At 41.9% G+C, this 22,069-nt stretch carries 21 protein-coding genes; 7 read left to right on the forward strand and 14 right to left on the reverse strand.

The features are described from left to right. Nucleotides 1–63: 63 nt before the first annotated feature. The 4 genes from ACROAE_RS05385 to ACROAE_RS05400 all read left to right on the forward strand — a co-directional run bounded on the left by ACROAE_RS05385 (nt 64) and on the right by ACROAE_RS05400 (nt 5,417). Entirely contained in the window at nt 64–3,270 is a 3,207-nt protein-coding gene (locus ACROAE_RS05385; protein WP_432399977.1) for a mechanosensitive ion channel domain-containing protein, read from the forward strand. Nucleotides 3,271–3,312: 42 nt separating this feature from the next. After that, a complete protein-coding gene (locus tag ACROAE_RS05390; RefSeq protein ID WP_432399978.1) occupies nt 3,313–4,047 on the forward strand; it encodes a glycerophosphodiester phosphodiesterase in 735 nt (244 codons plus the stop codon). A 24-nt stretch (nt 4,048–4,071) separates the two neighbouring features. After that, nucleotides 4,072–5,031 (forward strand): D-2-hydroxyacid dehydrogenase, encoded by a 960-nt coding sequence (locus ACROAE_RS05395; RefSeq protein WP_432399979.1) that lies wholly within the window; start codon nt 4,072–4,074, stop codon nt 5,029–5,031. Nucleotides 5,032–5,225: 194 nt separating this feature from the next. Further along, a complete protein-coding gene (locus ACROAE_RS05400; protein WP_160052643.1) occupies nt 5,226–5,417 on the forward strand; it encodes a bacterioferritin-associated ferredoxin in 192 nt (63 codons plus the stop codon). A 186-nt stretch (nt 5,418–5,603) separates the two neighbouring features. Here ACROAE_RS05400 and parC read toward each other — a convergent pair whose 3' ends face one another. The 7 genes from parC to nudF all read right to left on the reverse strand — a co-directional run bounded on the left by parC (nt 5,604) and on the right by nudF (nt 13,667). Next, nucleotides 5,604–7,907 carry a DNA topoisomerase IV subunit A gene (gene parC, locus ACROAE_RS05405; protein WP_432399980.1) on the reverse strand — a complete coding sequence of 768 codons (2,304 nt, stop codon included), beginning with the start codon at nt 7,905–7,907 and terminating at the stop codon, nt 5,604–5,606. Further along, complete coding sequence (locus ACROAE_RS05410) at nt 7,908–8,999, reverse strand: PQQ-dependent sugar dehydrogenase (protein ID WP_432400135.1); 1,092 nt, start codon at nt 8,997–8,999, stop codon at nt 7,908–7,910. Between the two features lie 129 nt (nt 9,000–9,128). Further along, nucleotides 9,129–11,015, reverse strand: coding sequence for a DNA topoisomerase IV subunit B (parE, locus tag ACROAE_RS05415; protein WP_432399981.1), 1,887 nt, complete (start codon nt 11,013–11,015; stop codon nt 9,129–9,131). Between the two features lie 69 nt (nt 11,016–11,084). After that, the gene (locus ACROAE_RS05420; RefSeq protein ID WP_432399982.1) at nt 11,085–11,657 is read right to left on the reverse strand and encodes a YqiA/YcfP family alpha/beta fold hydrolase; all 573 of its coding nucleotides are present in this window, start codon (nt 11,655–11,657) and stop codon (nt 11,085–11,087) included. A gap of 32 nt (nt 11,658–11,689) precedes the next feature. Further along, nucleotides 11,690–12,529 carry a 3',5'-cyclic-AMP phosphodiesterase gene (gene cpdA / locus ACROAE_RS05425; protein ID WP_432399983.1) on the reverse strand — a complete coding sequence of 280 codons (840 nt, stop codon included), beginning with the start codon at nt 12,527–12,529 and terminating at the stop codon, nt 11,690–11,692. A gap of 34 nt (nt 12,530–12,563) precedes the next feature. After that, nucleotides 12,564–13,001 (reverse strand): DUF1249 domain-containing protein, encoded by a 438-nt coding sequence (locus ACROAE_RS05430; RefSeq protein WP_432399984.1) that lies wholly within the window; start codon nt 12,999–13,001, stop codon nt 12,564–12,566. A gap of 39 nt (nt 13,002–13,040) precedes the next feature. After that, complete coding sequence (gene nudF, locus ACROAE_RS05435; RefSeq protein WP_432399985.1) at nt 13,041–13,667, reverse strand: ADP-ribose diphosphatase; 627 nt, start codon at nt 13,665–13,667, stop codon at nt 13,041–13,043. 386 nt (nt 13,668–14,053) lie between these two features. Between nudF and tolC the strand changes: the two genes are divergently transcribed. Further along, on the forward strand, nt 14,054–15,349 hold the full coding sequence (tolC, locus tag ACROAE_RS05440) for an outer membrane channel protein TolC (protein WP_432399986.1): 1,296 nt from the start codon (nt 14,054–14,056) through the stop codon (nt 15,347–15,349). 70 nt (nt 15,350–15,419) lie between these two features. Here the strand turns inward: tolC and ACROAE_RS05445 are convergent, their stop codons facing one another. From ACROAE_RS05445 to ACROAE_RS05455, 3 genes are read right to left on the reverse strand one after another with little or no spacing between them, the layout of a single operon-like run. Continuing rightward, the gene (locus tag ACROAE_RS05445; RefSeq protein WP_432399987.1) at nt 15,420–16,154 is read right to left on the reverse strand and encodes a TIGR04219 family outer membrane beta-barrel protein; all 735 of its coding nucleotides are present in this window, start codon (nt 16,152–16,154) and stop codon (nt 15,420–15,422) included. A 2-nt stretch (nt 16,155–16,156) separates the two neighbouring features. Next, nucleotides 16,157–17,128, reverse strand: coding sequence for a DUF2333 family protein (locus ACROAE_RS05450; RefSeq protein ID WP_432399988.1), 972 nt, complete (start codon nt 17,126–17,128; stop codon nt 16,157–16,159). Between the two features lie 12 nt (nt 17,129–17,140). Beyond that, nucleotides 17,141–17,629: a copper chaperone PCu(A)C gene (locus ACROAE_RS05455; RefSeq protein WP_432399989.1), complete on the reverse strand. Its 489-nt coding sequence runs from the start codon at nt 17,627–17,629 to the stop codon at nt 17,141–17,143. A gap of 36 nt (nt 17,630–17,665) precedes the next feature. Between ACROAE_RS05455 and ACROAE_RS05460 the strand changes: the two genes are divergently transcribed. After that, entirely contained in the window at nt 17,666–18,403 is a 738-nt protein-coding gene (locus ACROAE_RS05460) for an enoyl-CoA hydratase-related protein (RefSeq protein ID WP_432399990.1), read from the forward strand. 80 nt (nt 18,404–18,483) lie between these two features. Here the strand turns inward: ACROAE_RS05460 and ACROAE_RS05465 are convergent, their stop codons facing one another. The 4 genes from ACROAE_RS05465 to dusA all read right to left on the reverse strand — a co-directional run bounded on the left by ACROAE_RS05465 (nt 18,484) and on the right by dusA (nt 20,681). After that, on the reverse strand, nt 18,484–18,684 hold the full coding sequence (locus tag ACROAE_RS05465; protein ID WP_160052655.1) for a PspC domain-containing protein: 201 nt from the start codon (nt 18,682–18,684) through the stop codon (nt 18,484–18,486). A 126-nt stretch (nt 18,685–18,810) separates the two neighbouring features. After that, the gene (locus tag ACROAE_RS05470) at nt 18,811–18,942 is read right to left on the reverse strand and encodes a hypothetical protein (protein ID WP_432399991.1); all 132 of its coding nucleotides are present in this window, start codon (nt 18,940–18,942) and stop codon (nt 18,811–18,813) included. Continuing rightward, nucleotides 18,942–19,259, reverse strand: a complete 318-nt coding sequence (locus tag ACROAE_RS05475; protein WP_432399992.1) for a hypothetical protein — start codon at nt 19,257–19,259, stop codon at nt 18,942–18,944. The genes ACROAE_RS05470 and ACROAE_RS05475 overlap by 1 nt, the downstream gene beginning before the upstream one ends. 423 nt (nt 19,260–19,682) lie before the next feature. Beyond that, nucleotides 19,683–20,681 (reverse strand): tRNA dihydrouridine(20/20a) synthase DusA, encoded by a 999-nt coding sequence (dusA, locus tag ACROAE_RS05480; RefSeq protein ID WP_432399993.1) that lies wholly within the window; start codon nt 20,679–20,681, stop codon nt 19,683–19,685. 175 nt (nt 20,682–20,856) lie between these two features. Here dusA and ACROAE_RS05485 point away from each other — a divergent pair, with 175 nt between their 5' ends. Next, on the forward strand, nt 20,857–22,017 hold the full coding sequence (locus tag ACROAE_RS05485) for a site-specific integrase (RefSeq protein ID WP_432399994.1): 1,161 nt from the start codon (nt 20,857–20,859) through the stop codon (nt 22,015–22,017). The last annotated feature ends 52 nt before the right edge of the window (nt 22,018–22,069 follow it).

Genomic DNA, 22,069 nt, shown 5'->3' on the forward strand with positions numbered 1-22,069 from the left:
AAAAATAGAATATAATTAAGTAAATTTGTTACCATTGCCAGACTCCAATTTGAGCCTAGTATTATGTTACGTTTAGCGTCTTTTTTACTGTGTTTTATTATTATCAACATCATGTCGGCATCGACTTATGCCAACACGCCTATCACCCTAGACAAACGTCTTGGTTTGAATACTCAAACTGATAATCAGCCACTTGATATTCAAACACAGATTGCTGAGCTCGAAAGCAGTATTAACGAGCTGCAAATTGAACAACAAACTTACAATAACGTTGAGCGTTCAAACAACGAAACCAAACTGTCGCTCAATCAACAATTACGCGACGCGCAAACAACGCTTAAACTCGACGCCGATATTGACCTTAATCAGCAAGCATCGATGGCGTATTTTCACCTGTCTGAATTAAAAGAAACCGAGTCGTACTTAAACCAACAGTTACGATTAATTACTCAGCGTCAAATTCAGTTACCCGACTTAATTGTTCAAGCCGAAAATGCATTAACCCAACACAATAAAACTCAGCAAGCACCAGCAGACACACCTCTTGGTAAACGTAATAAGTTACAAGCTGAGCTGCTGACTCAACATATTGCGACTCTGCAAGCTGAGCGTTTAGCCAACCCAAAGCAACTGGAAATATCCCAGCTTCAGCAACAAGTAAATCGACTGTCTTTAAGCCAACAAGAAAGCTTTATTGAATTAATTAATAAACACAATATTGAATATCGTCAGCAACAAACAGCCGACACCATTGCCAATAACTTAATTGATGAACAAGAGTTAGCCGACCCGTTATCGCAAGAGTTAAGCAAAACAAATCAGCAATATGCGCAGCAATTGCAAAGTTTAACCAGCAATCACAACTCAATCGTTGAACGCCAACAACGGATTGAAAAACGCTACCAATCTCAAAATGCACAGCTGTCGAATGTGCTTGAGCAAATTACCTGGGTTAAAACCAACTCCGCTTTTGGTGATCGCTTTTTACAAATGTTGCAGTCGTTACCCAAACCACCAAGCTTAGATAAACTGCAAACAGAACTGGCCGATGCACGCCTTAAACGTTATCAGTTAGAACAGCAGCAAGCGTTAAATACCCAGCAACTTGATAACAGTACCCTGTTCAATGAAACCCAAGTTAAGTTATTGCAATCACAGCAAATCTTAATAGAGCAGCTTCTACAAGGTTACGATCAATACCTTGCTGAGTTTGCTAAATTACGTATTGGATATGAGCAATTAAACCAACTGCACAACACCTTAAAAAACACCCTTAACGAACATCTTTTTTGGGTGCCTAATGCGCCTAGTATTGGAGGGTTATGGTTAATTGACCTAAGCCAAAGCAGCGTATGGTTAGTGCAACCGAGTCAATATGAGGCTATTCAACAAGCCTGGTCTAATCAGGGAAATTTATGGGCTTGGTGGGGCATTTTATTATTGTGCTGTTTAATGGCGCAAGACATGCTAACACCTAAGTTTAACCAAGCTATTGGCCGTTACTCGGTATTTGTCGGTAACGTTACCCAAGACAAATTTAAATACACTATCAAAACACTGATCATCAGTGTTGTTTATGCCTTAATTAAACCATTACCAATTATTATTGCCGGAGTCATTTTTATGCGCTCTGAGCACAATGTGGCTTATGCAGTAGGTTCTGGTGTGACAGCGATAGGAATAAGCTACCTTATTTATCGTTTTTTCTACTTACTAACTGTCGATAAAGGCATATTAATTAGCCATTTCAGACGCCCGAAAAAAATTGTCCAACAAGCTCAAAAAACGATGGCATCGTTTGTGATGATTTCAGCGCCGTTAATTGGCTTAATGGGCTTTACAGAAGCGCTCGAGACTTCACTTGTGCGCAACAGCCTGGGGCGTGGTGCGTTTATCGTATTTTGTGTGGTGCTGTTTGTGCTCTACAAAGATGTGATGTTATTGATTGGCCAATACCGTAAAAATAAACCCAATGCGAATAACCTTGAAGTGGTGCAAAAAGCTGTGTGGGCAATACTCATTGTCACTCCCGTATTTAGCGCTATATTGGCGTGTGTTGGTTATTATTTTACTGCGTTCCAACTGCTATTACAGCTACAAATATCGGTACTGTTAGGACTAGGATTTTTACTGACTTACCAGCTAATAAAGCGTTGGATGCTCATCGAGCGCCGCTTAATTGCTTTTGACCGCGCTAAAGCCAAGCGTGCAGAGCGCCTAGCACAACGTGAACGGGGCGAACTGAACAATGAACCGATTGAAACTTACGAAGAACCTGTAGTTGATTTAGAAACGATCTCAAGTCAATCGCTAGGATTAGTCAGATCCATTTTGATTTTAGCCTTTTTTGCCAGTTTATTAGGTATTTTAGCGCAAACGCATACCGCGGTTTTTTCATTTTTAGACGGCATCACCTTGTGGACCACCAGCAGCACAGTTAATGGTATTGAACAACAAGTGCCCATCACCTTAAAGTCGATTTTATTTGGCATTATTTTAGTGGGGTTCTCTGCGGTTATCGCCAAAAACCTCCCCGGCTTACTCGAGTTAATGCTATTACAACGGCTCGACTTATCACCTGGCACCGGCTTTGCTATCACCACAATAAGCAGCTACTTAGTGGTGTTTTTTGGCATGCTGTTTGGCTTTTCAACCCTAGGGATGGAATGGTCTAAATTACAATGGCTAGTGGCAGCGCTTTCAGTAGGTTTAGGTTTTGGTTTACAAGAGATTTTTGCGAACTTTATCTCTGGTTTGATCATTTTATTCGAAAAACCGATCCGCATTGGCGATACCGTGACCATTCGCGATCTCACCGGCACAGTAAGTAAAATTCAAATTCGTGCCACCACCATTGTCGACTGGGATCGTAAAGAAATCATTGTGCCCAACAAAGCATTCATTACAGAGCAATTAGTTAACTGGTCTTTATCTGATCCTATTACTCGGGTCATTGTGACCGTATCGGTATCGCGTGATGCCGATCCCGCAAAAGTCGAAACCTTACTGCATCAAGCTGTGCGTGAATGTGAGTTATCCCTTTCGACTCCTGAACCCGAAGTCTGGTTTGCAGGTTTTGGCCAGCACACCCAAGATTATGAAGTGCGTTCGTACGCTAAAGACATGTCTGTTCGTTGGCCACTTCGTCATAGCTTGCATAAGCAAATTAGCCAAAAATTAAAAGAGAACAATATTGAACTTGCATATCCACAAATGGAAGTTCATATCAAACACGGTTCAAAAGACTCATCAGAGCTCGTTAACAGTTAACATCAGCTCGGGACAAGAGATGAGGTTAATATAAGGAATATTATGCTTGTTTTTGCTCACCGTGGCGCCAGTGGCTACGCACCAGAAAATACATTAGCTGCAATGGATAAAGCTATCGAATTAGGCGCGAAAGCCATCGAGTTAGACGTTCATTGTGTTGAAGGCGAATTAGTGGTTTTTCATGATCGTCGCTTAGAAGGCAAATCGACTGGGCACGGTCTTATTCATCTCAACACTAAAGCCGATTTAGCCCACATAACGGTTGGCGGACAACCCATTCCTAGCTTGTGGGATGTACTTGCGCGTATCAACACCGTCTCGCAAGGTAATTGTATTGTAAACATTGAAATCAAAGGCGTAGGCTGTGTAGCACCTTTTGTGGCTATGTACCCACGAGCGCTAGACGAGCTAGGTTTTAGTCCCCAACAACTGTTGATATCATCGTTTAATCACTTATATTTAGCCCAAATAAAACAACACCTGCCGCAGGCATTGATAGCACCGTTACTCGGGGGGATCCCATTAAACTTAGCGCAAGTTGTCACCGATTTACAGGCTTACTCGTTGCATCTTGACGTGGCATTTATTAGCCAGGCCATTGTTGATGATGCTCACCGTCGCGGCGCAAAGGTGTATGTTTACACGGTAGACAATAGTGATGATATCCAAGCATTAAAAGCACTGGGCGTTGATGGCATTTTTAGTAATTATCCAGATAAAGCCATTGCAGCAGCAACTTTACCCTTAACCAACACTTCGCTAGTTTGGTTTGACTAACGCCAAGGCGACTGATTAACATCTATGACGAATACACTGTTATTACTCACTCAACATAATCAGCAATATCGTGAGTTATTGGCACAAAAACAACTGCCTAATTTAACCATTTTAGATGATAGCGATGATCGACAACAGTGTGAACAGCAAGCTAATATTTGGCTTGCTGAACCTCATTTAGCCGCACCTTATTTAACCCTCCCCACGGCAAGTGCAGCAACTAACAAACTAACACTTAAATGGTTACAGTCTACCTTTGCTGGGGTTGACGCATTAATGTCACCACAACTTAGGCAAGACTTTACCCTAACTAATATCCGTGGTGTATTTGGCCCACTAATGAGTGAATATGTGTTTGGTTATTTACTCAGTCATTATCGCCATCATTCGCAGTATCAACTGCAACAAACACAGCAACTGTGGCAACCTAAATCTTTTTGCAGCTTACAAGGGCTGAATATGCTGATTTTGGGCACTGGCTCAATTGCCCAACATATTGCCAGTACCGCCCGTCATTTTGGAATGACGGTAACCGGCTTAAATAGGCGTGGTAGCGTTGTTGAGCCGTTTAATCAACTTGATAACATCGACAATATGGCAACGCACTTGCCTGCTGCAGATGTGGTTGTCAGTGTATTGCCCAATACTGTACAAACAACACATTTACTGAATAGCACAACCCTTGCGCTGCTTAAGCCAACAGCAATGTTATTTAATATTGGCCGAGGTAATGCGATTGAGCTTGACGCTTTACAGCACGAATTAACCCAATTTCCACAACGCCATGCAATATTAGATGTGTTTGAGCAAGAACCGCTGCCGCCACAACACCCACTGTGGCATTGTCCAAATGTGACTATCACGCCTCATATTTCTGCTCCAAGCTTTCCAACTCAAGTTGTCGATATTTTTTGTCAAAACTATGCATTATGGCATCAGTCTGAGCCGTTACAGTATGTGGTCGATCCGGTTCAAGGTTATTGATCTCGAGGTATGATCTAGGAGCCTTAGCCAGTGGCTGAACGAGGGATTTTGCCGCTAAAAATGAGAGTCTGCTCAAATCGTCGTAAAAATGATCAATATAAAGATAAAAAAGTAATTGCCAATGATAACTGTTTTCATTTAGAATTAGATTACTTTCTTTAGCATTGAAACTTTTGAGCGAAGAGGCTTTCTTTATGTACGTTTGTCTTTGTCATGCCATTACTGATTCTCAAATCAAAGCCGCTGTTAGCTTAGGTGACAGTTCATTGGCTGATGTAAAAAAACGTCTTGGCGTTGCCGATCAATGTGGCAAATGCGCGCGTATGGCCAATCAAATTATTCAAACACAGCTTGAATACGAACCTAATTTTTATGAAGTCGCATAAGCATTGCTTAACTGTCATTAAGTGTTAAATCGCTTTACGTTTCATAAAAAAATGCTGCTCATTGAGCAGCATTTTTTTATGTCAAAACTAAGAGCTAAGCTAAGGGCTAAGCTAAGGTCAAATTAAAGTCCAAACTTAGAACTAAACTAAGGGCTAAACTAAAAGCTTAACTCTTAGTGTCGTGATTTAATCTTGAATCTCAATATTATCGTCTTGGATGCCATCATCAGCTAACGCGCCAATTTCCACATCAACACTGTCAACACGCTGTAATCCTCGTGGTAATTTAGCGCCACGACGGCCACGCTCACCGCGATAATGCTCTAAATCACTTGGTTTCAAGGTAAGCTTGCGCTTACCCGCCCATAAAGTGACAGCGGTATTGTGCGGCACAACATTAAGGTGCAACAGTAGTTCTTCACGATTTTTGGCTCGCTCTGTCGGAATACCAATAATCTTATTGCCCTTACCTTTTGATAACTGCGGTAATGCATCAACGCTAAACATCAGCATTCGCCCTTCCGAGGTAATCGCTAACAAAGACTGCTCACTGCCTTTGCTAATTAACTTAGGCGTTAATGCCAATGCGTTAGTCGGCAAGCTTAATAATGCTTTACCCGCTTTATTACGGCTAACCATGTCTGGGTAAGTACAAATAAAACCATAACCTGCATCTGTGGCTAACAAGAAGAACTGTTCGTCGTTCCCCATCAACACATGTTGCATGGTCGCGCCTGGCGCCATATTAAAGCGCGTAGTGATAGGCTCACCTTGGCTTCGTGCAGACGGCAGCGTATGGCTGTCGGTGGCAAATGCACGCCCTGTAGAGTCTATAAATACCGCAGCTTGGTTACTCTTACCCATCGCGCTACACAAGTAACTGTCGCCCGATTTATAAGACAATCCCTCGACATCAATATCATGACCTTTAGCACAACGTACCCAGCCTTTATCAGATAACACCACGGTGACCGATTCTGTCGGGGTAAGCTCTTGCTCTGTTAGTGCTTTAGCATCAAAACGTTCAATGATAGGTGAGCGACGATTATCGCCATAAGTTTCACCATCTTGAAGTAACTCTTTTTTCACTAACGTCTTTAAGCGACGATCAGAACTCAATAATAACTCTAACTTGTCGCGCTCAGCGGCTAACTCGTCTTGCTCTGCCTTAATCTTAAATTCTTCAAGCTTGGCTAAGTGTCGTAGCTTTAATTCTAAAATCGATTCAGCTTGCTTATCTGACAAGTTAAAGCGTGCCATTAGCTCCGCTTTAGGTTCGTCATGAAAACGAATAATTTCAATCACTTCATCAATGTTTAAAAACGCGACCATTAACGCTTCTAAAATATGTAACCGTGCTAACACCTTGTCTAAACGATACTGCAAACGACGAGTCACCGTACTGACCCGGTACTCTAACCATTCAGTTAATAAGGTTTTTAATCCTTTAACTTGTGGACGGCCGTCTAAACCTAGTACGTTTAAATTAACTCTAAAGCTTTTTTCTAAATCGGTGGTGGCGAACAAATGCGTCATTAACTGGTCACAGTCAATGCGGTTTGAACGCGGTACAATCACTAAACGAACAGGGTTTTCATGGTCCGACTCATCACGTAAGTCAGACACCATAGGCAGCTTTTTAGCCTGCATTTGGTTAGCAATTTGCTCTAAAATTTTTCCGCTACTGGCTTGGTGTGGCAACGAAGTGATAACGATTTCGCCCTGCTCTTCTCTGAACACCGCGCGCATTCTAATTGAGCCTTTACCGCTTTCGTAAATCTTTTCGATGTCAGCTTTTGGGGTAATAATCTCAGCTTCTGTTGGGTAATCTGGGCCTGGCACCAACTCCATCAAGCGGCCCAATTCGGTTTTCGGATTGTCTAACAGCTCAATACACGCCGACACTAATTCGCGCACGTTGTGCGGCGGAATATCGGTGGCCATGCCCACAGCAATACCGGTGATACCATTGAGTAAAATGTGCGGTAATCTTGCAGGTAAGGTTTTGGGCTCTTTCATGGTGCCGTCAAAGTTGGCGCCCCACTCAACGGTGCCTTGACCTAATTCAGACAGTAAAACTTCCGAAAATTTAGACAATCTTGCTTCGGTGTAACGCATCGCCGCAAACGATTTAGGGTCATCGGGAGCACCCCAGTTACCTTGGCCATCAACGAGCGGATAACGATAAGAGAATGGCTGCGCCATCAGTACCATCGCTTCATAACAGGCGCTGTCGCCGTGCGGGTGATATTTACCTAAAACGTCACCCACAGTACGAGCTGATTTTTTATGTTTAGATTGTGCCGATAAACCCAGCTCGCTCATGGCATAAATAATACGACGTTGAACCGGTTTTAAGCCATCACCAATATGCGGTAAGGCGCGGTCCATAATGACGTACATTGAATAATTTAAATAAGCCTCTTCGGTAAAGCGCCTCAGCGGCATTTGCTCTACGCCATCAAGGCTTAATTCAATCGAATCACTCATTTAGTTAGATTCCTGTGATAGTTCGGGTGCGTTATAAAACAAGCGGTAAACATTACCTTTTAAGTCATCTGATATGTACATTGCACCATCTGGCGCATTGATCACATCAAACGGACGAGCGACGGGAAATTCTCCGTCCAAAAAACTCACCACGGTTTCACGTTGATTAATTTTGTTGTTTTCAATGTCGAGCATCACGATTTGATAACCCACTTTACTCGAGCGATTCCATGAACCATTTTCAGCAACAAAAATCTTATGTTGGTAACGTTCTGGAAATTGCTGTCCTCGATAAAAACTAAGGCCTGTTGGAGCAACATGAGCTGGCAATTCAAACTCAGGCACTATGACATTCAAATTTTTAGGTTTGTCGTATGCGGGCTCAACGACGTCGGTTCCATGCAAATAAGGAAATCCAAAGTGGCTGCCTTTAATGTCAACACGATTAATTTCATCAGCGGGGATATTATCGCCCATCCAATTGCGGCCTAAGTCAGCAAACCATAATTTTTTATCACCTGGTGCCCAGTCAAAACCGGTGACACTGCGTAAACCAAACGCGACTTGCTCACTGGCGCCGGTGTCGACATTAATCGCGACAATACTGCCAAAAGGCGATGATGCTTCACACACATTACATGGAGAGCCAATTGACACGTATAAGCGACCATCAGGGCCAAAACGCATTGAACGAGTATACTTTTTATCTAAATTGGGTAAGTTAGAATACACCTCGCGGGCACGGCTAGGACGACGTAAACGAGACTCAATTTCTTCAAAGCGAATAATGCGATCTTCTTCGGTGACATACAGTGCGCCATCATGAAACGCTAATGCTTCAGGGTATTCTAAGCCGCGGGCAATTAAATAACGTTTGTCCACTTGACCATTTTGATCGCTATCAACAAGCGCATACACGGTGCCGCTTTTTTGCGAGCCCACAAATAGCGTGCCGTTGTCACCCACCGTCATTTGTTTAATATCTCCTAAGTCGGAGGCATACAAACTGAGCCCAAAACCTTTAGTGACAGTAATCATTACCGACTGAGAGGCTAACGCTATCGAGGCTGGAAATAGCCCTAATAACATCATCCACGCAAACGTGAATTTATTGCCTATATGCAAATAAGATCGAAGGTTGAAATACTGCATGTTAATTCTCTTTTGCCTTATCTTAATATTGTTATTGGCATTTAACTGCTTGTCTTATTACTAATGTACTTAAAGTAATGCTAAATCACCTTTACTTTCTAACCAAATTTTTCTGTCAGACGCACGTTTTTTTGCCAAAAGCATATCCATTAGCGACCATGTTTCGTCGGCATCATCGATTGTCAGTTGCACTAGACGGCGTGTATTAGGATCCATCGTGGTTTCGCGCAATTGCAATGGGTTCATTTCGCCCAGACCTTTAAATCGCGTGACTTGTACTTTGCCTTTTTTATTCTCAGCGGCAATGCGATCTAAAATAGCGTTTTTCTCTGCTTCATCTAACGCATAGAACACTTCTTTGCCAAGATCGATACGAAAAAGTGGCGGCATGGCGATATACACATGACCTTTTTCAACTAACACGCGGTAATGTTTCAAAAATAATGCACATAACAGCGTCGCAATATGTAATCCATCCGAGTCAGCATCGGCTAAAATACATATTTTGCCATATCGCAGTTCTGAAATATCTTCACTGTCGGGATCGCAACCAATCGCAATTGAAATATTATGCACTTCTTGCGAGCCAAGTACCTGTGAAGCATCAACTTCCCAGGTGTTTAAAATCTTACCTCGCAGCGGCATAATTGCCTGAAACTCACGGTCACGGGCTTGTTTTGCACTGCCACCAGCAGAGTCACCTTCTACGAGGAATAACTCTCCACGCATTGGGTCTTGGCCACTGCAATCGGTTAACTTACCCGGTAACGCTGGGCCAGATACCACTCTTTTACGAGCAATTTTCTTAGCGGCTTTTAAGCGACGTTGAGCATTATTAATGCATAGCTCAGCTAATTGTTCGGCTAGCTCGGTATTGGAGTTCAACCACAGAGAAAAAGCATCACGGACAATCCCTGACACAAAGGCGGAGCTTTGACGGCTAGAGAGCTTTTCTTTGGTTTGCCCGGCAAATTGTGGGTCTTGCATTTTAATCGATAAAATAAATGCAGCACGATCCCAAATGTCATCTGGCGATAATTTTATCCCGCGGGGGATCAAATTGCGGAACTCACAAAACTCACGCATAGACTCAAGTAAACCTTGTCTAAAGCCATTAACATGAGTTCCACCAAGCGGTGTAGGAATTAAGTTTACATAACTTTCATTAAGGCTTTCACCGCCTTCTGGTAACCAGGTAATTGCCCAATCCGCGGCTTCTAAGTCGCTTTTAAAGCTGCCGACAAAAGGGACTTCTGGCAACATTAACGAGTCTTTTATCGCTTCTTGAAGATAATCGGTTAACCCGCTTTCATAAAACCATTCATGAACTTCACTGGTGTGCTTATTGGTAAATTTAATGCGCAAACCGGGACACAACACGGCTTTAGCACGCAGTAAATAAATAAGCTTACTGACTGAAAAATTAGGTGAATCAAAGTAACTCACGTCTGGCCAAAAATGCACTCGCGTACCGGTATTACGGCGCCCGCACGTTCCGGTTACCACAAGTTCTTCAACTTTAAAGCCGTTTTCAAATGCCATGTCGTACACTTGAGCATCGCGGCGTACGGTAATTTCAACACGCGTAGACAAAGCGTTCACAACTGAGATACCCACGCCGTGCAAACCACCAGAGAATTGGTAGTTTTTGTTTGAAAACTTACCACCAGCGTGCAACTTGGTCAGAATAAGCTCGACCCCAGGAATACCTTCTTCTGGGTGGATATCCACTGGCATACCACGGCCGTCATCAGTGACTTCCAATGAGTTATCGGTATGCAGAATAACTTCGATTTTAGTTGCATGGCCTGCCAACGCCTCATCGACGCTGTTATCAATTACTTCTTGCCCAAGGTGATTTGGTCTGGTGGTGTCGGTATACATACCAGGACGGCGCTTTACCGGGTCTAGTCCATTAAGGACCTCAATAGCATCTGAAGTATATTGGTTGGTCATAGTCCACACATTTGGAGTTAAATGGAGCCAAAGTTAGCTCAAATTGATCATTATTTATAACGTAAAACGCTACAGCTGAATAAAATTACAAATTTTGTCTAATTGTTGTTCATAGCCGACAAAACTGTGGTCGCCATTGGGTTCTAGATGTAATTCGCAGCTGTGGTACTTATGTAATGCTTGTCGATAATCTAACACTTCGTCACCAGTTTGCAACAGCACCAGAAAACGATCAGGGTGTTGAATCACGTTAGTATCAAACAGCGCAACATCATCTCGATGTTGAGGTAACACCTGATAATGTTCATTGGTATAGGGATTATATTGAGGCCCGATAAACTGTTCAAATAATTCGAAGGGTTTTACGGCAGGATTAACCAAAACAGCCTTACCACCATAGGTTTCGGCTAAATAACTGGCAAAATAACCACCCAAAGATGAGCCAATAAAGCGTAATGCTTGCTCTTGTCGCTTAGCTTGCTCAGTTAATTCACATAACAGTGTCATCGCGGCATGCGGTGAAGAAGGCAGTTGCGGTTGATGAAATGCGACGTTTGGGTAATGTTGATTGATATACTGAGCGGTTTGAACGGCTTTATCCGACTGCGGCGAGCTATTAAAACCATGTATATAAAGCAGCATATTTCCTCGCGAGTCGGTAAATTACATCTTAATTAGTACCCATTCGCTTCGTTATCAGGTGAAAAGCGATTTCCAGGCACGCGGTAAACGTTAGTGCGAATGCTACCATCGCCTGCCAACTCCAGCAAACGATAACCGGGTTGTACTTGGTCTAAAGCAAAATAAGATGAAAGTGGTTTAAATTGAATACACGTAGACGGTGTTGCCATTAATGGGATATCACCATGTGGCCCAACATGGACTTTGTCGACTTGTTGATGAACATGGCCCCATAATACGCCTTTAACTTGCGGGTAGCGGCTGGTACGCGCTAAAAAGTCGGCACCATTCATCATACAATGCTGATCAAGCCACGCACATTCCATCATTATGGGATTATGATGCATTACTAACAATACATGCTTGTTTGGGTGAGCTTTGATGGCGGCATCAATCAGTGCAAATTGCTGATCACCCATGTAACCACCGGGTTTGCCGCGTACTGTTGAATCGAGCATTAAAATAATCCATGCACCAACCACAATAAGCTGTTGGCCAAAGACCTTCTCACCTTGCATACGCAAGGCCATTAAGCGAGGGTCGTCATGGTTACCGGGTAAATAATGACAAGGAAGATTAAGCGCCTCAATTCTATCAACGAAATGTTGATAGGACTCAGGCGAATAATCTTGGCTGATATCACCGGTAGCCAGTAATAAATCAGCGGGATATTTGGTTGCAATGAACGTATTTAACACTGCTTGAAGGCTATTTGTGGTGTTAACACCTAATAGCTGACCTTCAGGATCGGCAAAAAGATGCGGATCAGTCACTTGGACTAATCGCACAGGTTCATTTTCAGCAACAGAATAATGTACTGCGTCTTTAAGCACTAAAGATCCCTAACACAATAAAATAGTAAATAAACTATGACTGGCAAGCCACTCTCCGAGCGCCAATCTTCAATAAATCTTCAAGGAATGCATTCACTTGAAACTTCTCATCGCTATGATGCATATGTATATTAGGATAATCATACACTGGCTTTAAACGATAAATCTGTTGGCTAGTTAACACTTCTGCTAATTGAGCATCGTGATAGACGCGAACAAGTGCTTTTGGAGATTTAAAAAAATGTCCATTTGGTATAGGGCGCGAAATTTCAACTAACTGAGTGTATTTAGTGTTTTCAACAATATTGACTATCAAAGTGCCAAATTCACCCTCAACCGGCCAAGGCTCATTGAGGCTAAACTGTTCAGGTAACCATTTTAAAATATGCGCGTAATTACGACCGCACACTGCTAAAAATGCGCTGACATTCGGTTGATACTTTTGCTTTTTATTGTGGTTTGACACTGTCACTCAATCGTTCCTATCTGCAAATCTTTGTTTCTAATACGCTTAAAGTGTATTGCGGATCATTTGGTAGTTCAGCATTAACCACTGAATACCCAGTACTGTAGAGGCGTTGTCGATGCGGCCATCGTTCACCCAATCATAGGCTTGCTGGCGACTAACAACGTGCACTCGGATATCTTCATCTTCATGATCTAACCCATGTACTCCAGATGCTTTAGTGGCATCAACGTGCCCCCAAAACAAATAAAATCGTTCCGTGGTGCCGCCTGGACTCACTAAGTAGCTGTTTATTGGCGTTAAACTTTGTAATGTTAAGCCCGCTTCTTCTGCCAATTCACGCGTTGCTACTTGCTCTGGTGATTCGCCGGGCTCAATCATACCCGCCACTAACTCAAGAAGCCAGATTGATTTAGTAGTTGCTAATGCTGGCAGGCGAATTTGTTCAATTAACACGACTTCGTCACGAATTGGATCATAGGGAAGCACTACAACCGCGTTACCTCGCTCAAAAACCTCACGCGTAACCTCGCCACTCCAGCCACCTTTAAATAATTTATGTTTAAAGGTGTACTCATCTAACTGAAAAAAACCTTTATAGAGGACTTTTTTAGCAATCAGCTCAAAATCGGAATCGGCATTAAAAGTCGATGTACTCAAATGGTCAGACATAATGTTCCTTGTGGCTTAAAAAATGCTCATATAAGTGTATTTTAACAGGTTAAAATCACATAATTAATAACTAAACGGCACACTGATTACGAACACAAACGGATTTAAATAAAATAAAATCTGTTACACTTCAAATTTGACTTGAAAAACAAAAAATCAATACTATTTAGAGTGCATGGTAGATATAAAAATAGTGCACAATACAATTGCGTATTGTGAAGTATTTTTACCACATTGAGCACTGAAAAAATTGAGCACAATGCTCCGACAGATTGCCACGTTAAGTTTGCTTTGCTATCTACCTTAAGCTTAACTGTGCGGCATGACCAAATTAATCAGTTATTTAACACCTCAAATTGATGAGGCATTGTCTAAAAGGGCAGCAAATGAAATTCAAAATTGGTTCATTATACGCAGCATTAGCTTTTGCTATTGCCGCACCAGCAGCGCAGGCTGACGATTTATTGCAAATTTATCAGCAAGCGCTGACTAGCGACCCTATCGTTTTAAAAGCCAAAGCACAACGTGATGCGTTATATGAAAGCATTGAAGAAAACCGCGCACCATTGCTACCAACGATTAGTGCCAATGTGGGTTATGCAAAAGCATGGAACGATCCAGCGGATGATAACGACGGAATCATTGGTGGTGTTAGCTTATCTCAAGTGATATACGACCATAGTGCATGGGTTGGTTTAGATTTGGCTGAAATGGCTGCATCACAAGCTGATTCGGCTTACGCCTCAACGCTTCAATCACTGATTACTCGTGTTACTAGCGCATACTTTGATGTATTAACCGCTAAAGACAACTATGAGTTCCAGGGTGCTGAAAAAGCGGCGATTGAACGCCAATTAGAGCAAACTAAACAACGCTTTGCCGTAGGGTTAACAGCCATTACTGACGTACATGAAGCTCAAGCGCAATATGACCTAGCTTCAGCGCTTGAAATTCTTGCACAAAATACGCTAGACAACAGCTATGAAGCATTACGTGAAATTACCGGTATCGACCACAAGTCAATCAACGTATTAGACACCAACCGCTTTTCAGCCGGCTCTCCAGCACCAACCTCTTCAGCTGAATGGTTGAAAATGGCTGAGACCAACAGTATTGATTTAATGACTCAACGTATCGCTAAAGATATCGCCAATGAGACCATCAGCTTGTACAAAGCGGGTCACATGCCGTCTTTAAACTTTAATGCGGGTTACAACAAAGGTATGGATCAAACTCCTGGCCCTGATTATGACAACACCAATATTGGTGTGACATTAAGCATTCCATTATTTGAAGGCTTTAAGGTCACCTCGCAGGTTAAGCAAGCGCAATTTGCCTATGTTGAAGCGAGCGAGTTATTAGAACAAACGCACCGTAGTGTAACTAAAAATGTCCGTAACAACTTCAATAACGTGACGGCATCGATTAGTTCTATTAAAGCCTATGAGCAATCAGTTATTTCATCTGAAAGTGCATTAAAAGCCACTCAAGCGGGTTTTGAAGTCGGTACACGTACCATTGTTGATGTACTTAACCGTACTCGCGACTTATACGATTCAAAGCGTCAGTTGTCTGAAGCTCGTTATGGCTACATTAACTCAATCCTAGCGCTAAAACAGGCTGCGGGTACGTTAAATGAAGATGATGTTATTGCCATTAACAACGGTTTGATTGCACAGTAATCTCCGTTTGTTAACCATAAAAAAACCGCCAGTTGGCGGTTTTTTATTGAGCTGGACTTTAGTTAAATACTTAGAAACGCAGTTCAACGCCCGCAAAAGCGCCTTTAAATTGAGTATTTTGTGACACATCAGAAAAATCACTGACATCAAAGTTAAAATCACGGTAACCCACGCGCACTAGAGTATCGACAGCTAAATTGTCAAACTGCCAACCTAAGCCTACGCCGTAGTCATAGACATTAGATTCATCAACGCCAAATAATACATCTGCAAAACCAAATAAACCTAAACCAGCCATGCCGACTTGCGCGCTGGCATAACCCATAAAGATACCACTATCGATATCAATTTCCTCAGGATGACCTGCGTCAGCAACGCGTAACGAGCCATTCATTTTTTTATAGGCAGCACCTAAATCAACTGACACTAAATCATTGTCTAAAATTTCGTAATACAGCACAAAATCTGTGTTGTTTAGCTCGTTGGTTACCGACACTTCACCTTCAAATGCATGACCATTGAATGTAAAATCGACATTGTCTAAACCGGCACTTGATTCTAAGCGGTTTTCACGAATTTTGACATTAGGGATAAACGGGAAAGGATGCTCAACCGCAATCCAAACACTGCCCTGCGACGAGTCGTCAGAAAAACTGTGCGCGACACCATCGTCATCATTGAATGAGTTAGTCGTGTCAGCCAACCAATAATCCGCACCGACTTTAAAACCCACAACAGTTGCCGCATGTGCCGATGACATGCTTAATAACCCCACTACAGCGGTGGCAAGAAGAGTCTTTTTCATCATTATCCTTGAGAAATTAAGTTAGTTAAATCAATAACCGCAGCGTTAGCTCGCGAGATATAATTCGCCATCACTAACGAGTGATTAGCCACTAAACCAAAACCGTTTCCGTTGAGCACAATAGGGCTCCACACTGTCTGCTGGGTTGCTTCGAGTTCACGAATAATTTGACGTAAACTGACTTCAGCATTTTTCTTTTCTAACACATCAGCAAAATCAACTTCAATTGCACGCATGAAGTTTAGTAACGCCCAAGCAGAACCACGGCTTTCGTAAAATACGTCATCAATTTTCCACCAGCTGGTTTTAATTTCGCTGCTAGAGGCGCCTGGTGTTGATTGACGGGCAGAGCTATCACCGGCTAAATCAGTATTTAAACGTTCTTGGCCAACACTTGCAGATAAACGTTGTGACATGCTGCCTAAACGCTTTTGCACTTCTTTTAGCCATTCATTTAGGTTATCGGCACGAGCATAAAATTGCGCGTTATTGTTATTCGGGTCACTAATCTTAGCGCGGTAAAGTTTCAGTAATTTGATCGCTTCACGGTATTCACCCTCTGCACTAGGAACAAGCCAGCTGGTGTTTTCGATGTTTAATTTAGAATGCGCGGCAAGTAAGTCGTTATCAGCCGTCGATTGAGACTGTGAGCGGCTAAACTCTTTACGCATAATTAGCGCTAAATCGCGCACCTGTTCTAACGCACCAAATTCAAATGCAGGCATGTTATCCATCATTATTGACGGGGGCATAACATCATTTGATAACCATCCGCCTGGCTTATCGAGCAGGGTTTCCATGGTTAAAATCAATGAGCTAGTAGTACTATAGCCGATGATCTTTTTCGAATTATCCGTTTGCGCCGAAATCGGTTTGATTGGATCTGGCTCAATACTCCACCAAACACTCACACCATAAAGCACTAAAGAAAGTACTCCAACTACGCCTAATATTTTATTCCTTGTAACTTGCATCAATATCACTCCTTAATGATGGTGATGATGGTCAGCTTGCTCACCTTCTTGAGTTGTAGCCTGTTTTAAGACAGGTAACTCAATCATAAGTTGCTGACCATCTTCAAAAATTAAATTTAGTGGCACTTTATCGTCAACCACTAACGGTGCTGTTAACGACAACAGCATGACATGGTCGCCAGTAGGTTGCAGTGTTAGCGAACCATGAGACGGTATTGAAAAACCGTTAACTTGGCGCATTTTTACCATGCCATTTTCTTCAATTATCGTATGTAACTGTGCTTCTTTAGCCGCGGGTGTATTGACCGCAACTAATGTCACTGCATTTGCTGTGTGGTTTTCTAGCGTAAAATAAGCTGCAGTATTTGGCACACTCGCAGGCATAGCTCTAACATGTCCATCAACAAGAACAATGCTAGCCGACGCTGCGAATGACAATGATGATAACACTAAAAAGTTAAACAGGTGTTTGAATATTGCTTTCAATGTCTTAAACTCCATGTAAACCACACTCGCATTCACTATAGGAAATCACGAATGAGTTATATTCAGGTAAGAGATGATCAAGGCGTACGCATCATTGGGTTTAATCGTCCAGAAAAACGTAATGCCTTCAATCTAGAAATGTATCAACAACTAACAGAATACCTGATCCAAGGCGAAGCCGACAACGACATTCGCGCCTTTATGTTTCATGGCACTGATGACTGCTTTACTTCTGGTAATGATATCGTAGATTTCCTGCAAAGTGGTGCATTAGATGATAATCATCCAACGGTTAAATTCTTGTTTTGTTTACTGGATCTGAAAAAACCTGTCGTTGCTGCAGTGACTGGTGCTGCAGTCGGTATCGGTACCACTTTACTACTGCATTGTGATTTAGTATATGCCGACAATAAAGCCAAATTCCAAATGCCTTTTGTCAATTTAGCCTTAGTACCAGAAGCCGCTTCAAGTATATTGTTGCCATCGATTGTTGGCCAACATAAAGCCGCAGAGTTGATTTTATTAGGTGATGCGTTTGATGCACAAACCGCTGCGCAGTTAAATTTGATTAATCGTGTGGTTGCCGCAGATGAGCTAATGAGCTTCAGCCTTGCGCAAGCAAAAAAATTGGCGGCCCAGCCACCTTTATCTATGCAAGCATCAAAACAGCTGTTACGTCATAACCAGGCTCAAGTAAAAGCCCAAATGAAATTAGAACTGGTGCAGTTTGCCGAGCGTTTACAAAGTGATGAGGCTAAACAACGTTTTAAAGCCTTTTTAAACAAATAACGACCACTTCATTAGCCTTACACATTAGTTGCGGGGCTAATTACCCCGCTCAACCCAGACGACTTAACAAGGGTTGAGCATTAAAAGCGTGATGTTTTTTGACTCATAACAACAGCAACAATAAAGTACGCAGCGAGGCTAATACTCGGATTAGTCACCACTAAGCCAATGGTCACAACACGAGTCCATAATAACGACCAACCGTATTGCTTGGCTAAGTTAGCCGATACACCACACACAATCCGTGCTTCATCTTGTAATCGACTGATTAAACGATTCATATTTTATCTCCTGTAACATTGCCTACTGACACATCGATATTCTGTATTCATTTTTGCTGACCACTTTCATGATTCGCGTATTAGCAATGAACAACATCTCTTACTGCTATCTATTAAGCTTGGTCATTAATGTCTGGCCATATCAGCCCGCTGACTCACGTAGCGCACTAACGTAGCAAACAATGCAAAACTGATTACCGGCATTAATAGCAACAACATTAACGGCAGCACCAAGCCTATATTTAACACCCAATCCATTACTTGTTCTCTGCAGTTTTCGCTGCAATTGCCGTTTTGTTCAATTCAGGTTCAGCAAATGTCACTTCAGCAAAGCTTGAGTTGATTTCAAATACTTGTTGTGCAATTTGAGTCTGTAAAGACAGCATAAACTCATGCTTAGCGGTTGAAATCATTTCTTGGCTTGCTTGAGTCATATTTTGCTCAAGTGCATTAAGCGTGTGACTCACCGACATTTCATCAGCTTGCGCAGATACACTCGCAGTAGCCAGTACAACAGCAGCAATAGATAATTGAACAGTACGACGAACTAATTTATTTGAAGTTAATGTAAACATGGTGGCATCCTTTCTTGTGTTGGTTAATGGCAACTAAACACCCGTCTAGTTGATTACACTATGGGTATTACAAGCTGCGTGCCAACTTTTAAAATCAACCGCAAGATACTGATAAAAAACAGTTTTATTTTATACAACTGAATACAAAACATAAACTCATCGAGTTCAAAAAACCAACAGGTAGTAAAATTAACCACCAAGTTGGCGAAAATGACTAGTACATTAAATCAACAGAAAATATGGAAGGAATACGACAGGAAAAACCACATCCATTGTGAATAATCAAAAACAAAAAAGCGCCTAAAGAAAGGCGCTTTTAAGGGAGAGTCGAGCGAAGAGCATATTAAACCAATCCGCAGTGATAAGTGACGACTCACTTGTTAAAGCGCAATGATATTAGGTATTAGGTATTAGGTAATCGAATTAAGCCTGTGACTCTGCTAATGCCTGGGCATCAACAAACTCTGCCGCTTTTAGTACCACATTAATATCGGCATTAGGTTTGTGAGCGTTTTCACTTAAATGACGACGCCAACCACGTGAGCCAGGTAACCCCTGGAATAAACCTATCATATGACGGGTAATATGATTCAAGCGACCACCTTGAGCTAAATGGGCCTCAATGTAGGGGAGCATCTGCTCAATTACTTGCTCGCGAGTAATAACAGGGCTATCAAGGCCGCACAATTGCTGGTCTACCAACGCTAAAATATACGGATTTTGGTACGCTTCGCGGCCAACCATCACCCCGTCTAACTGCGCTAAATGTAACTGGGCTTCTTCCAGTGTTTTAATACCGCCATTAATGCTGATATTGAGTTGCGGGTAATCACGCTTTAATTGGTACACGCGCTCATAATCTAATGGCGGAATTTCACGGTTCTCTTTTGGGCTTAGCCCCTGTAACCACGCTTTGCGAGCATGGATAGTAAATGCAGTACACCCTTTAGCGTTGACCGTCTCAATAAAGTCGGTTAAAAATTGATAACTGTCTTGTTCATCAATGCCAATACGGGTTTTGACGGTAATTGGAATATCAGTAACCTGCTTCATCGCATCGACACACTCTGCCACCAAGGCGGGCTCAGCCATTAAACAAGCACCAAAACGACCATTTTGAACCCGATCTGACGGACACCCTACGTTGAGATTAACCTCATCATAACCACGATCTGCAGCCAATTTGGCACATGCGGCTAAATCAACGGGGTTAGAGCCACCAAGTTGCAGGGCCAATGGATGCTCGGCAGTGTTATAGGCTAAATAATCGCCCTTACCTTGCAATATCGCACCGGTTGTCACCATTTCAGTATAAAGCAGCGCCTTAGCCGACAATAGACGCGCAAAGTAACGATAGTGACGATCAGTCCAATCAAGCATCGGGGCAACAGAAAATCTGTTAGATAAATATTTTTCATTCATATTATTAAAATTCAACACTTTACAAGAAAAAAGACATAACTTAAAAAACAGAAATATTGTTTATATTGTTGTATTTTGCTATATTTTGCGAAACAATCAATCCCAAAAAAGTACCCAAAACCAATCCCAAACTAGTTTGGTTATGCAAAAAATTACAATAAGGAATTATACTACAATGGCATCCGTAGTTTTTGAAAAAAGAGTGGGAAAAACAGGCAATATTTCTTACAGGGCAAAAGTAAACCAATTTCACGATGGTAAGATCGCAGAAAGCCTGTCAAAAACTTTTAAAACGAAAGCACTTGCTAAAACTTGGTCAAACACAATTAAGAAACAGTTAGAAGAAAAATATGAACGAGTAAAAGCTGGTATATATCGTTCAGATACCGATCTAAAAGAGGTCAGTGTGGGTGAATTAATTAGAATGTATCTTGAACACCCAAGAATTTCAGACACCGTAGGCAGGTCAAAATTTTACGTTCTAAATGGTCTTTTAAACTATGAAATATCTACAATTTTAGCCAGTAATTTAAGGGCTGATGATTTAATTAAACACTGCGAAGAAAGGATCAATGAAGGAACAAATCCTTCACCACAAACGATCTATCACGATGTGACTTACTTAAAGTCAGTAATGGACTCAGCAAAAGGGATTTTTAAGGTTAATGCCGATTCAGCCTATCACTTTGAAGCTATACCATCTTTAATCAATCAGAAGCTCATTGGTAGATCTAACGTAAGAGATAGAAGACCAACACGAGAAGAAATAAAATTGATGGAAGAACATTTAGTCAAACGTTCAAAGCATAGATCTGCAAAAATTCCATTCGCTGATGTTTTACAAATATCTTTACTTACAGCAATGCGTGTTTCGGAAATCACAAGAATAAAATGGACAGATTTAGACCACGAAAATAAAACAGTTATTATACGAGATAGAAAAGACCCCAGAAATAAGTCAGGCAATGACAACGAGATACCTCTCTTGGGGGGAGCTTATGACATAATAATGCAGCAAAAAAAAGATCCAGCGAAACCAGAATTAATTTTCCCATACAATCCTAAATCGATATCGGCTGGATGGCAAAGAGTTAGGACAAGCCTTGGAATTACTGATCTACGCTATCACGACCTTCGCCGTGAAGCTGCAAGCAGATTGGCTGAAATGGGACTACCGATTAACATCGTGGCTCGTATTACTGGACACAAGAATATCAACATACTTCATAATATCTACGCCAAAATTGACATAAAAGATTTTGGTAAAGAAGGTTACGCTAAGTATCTGAAAGAAGAAGTTATACAAACGTCAAAAAGTGAAAAACCCCAATCATAAGATTGAGGTTTTTCTCCGATAAACGGTTGCTTATGTAGTGGCTTGAATCAGT

Source organism: Shewanella sp. MF05960, assembly GCF_050849305.1.
In the GTDB taxonomy this organism is placed as follows: Bacteria; Pseudomonadota; Gammaproteobacteria; order Enterobacterales; family Shewanellaceae; genus Shewanella.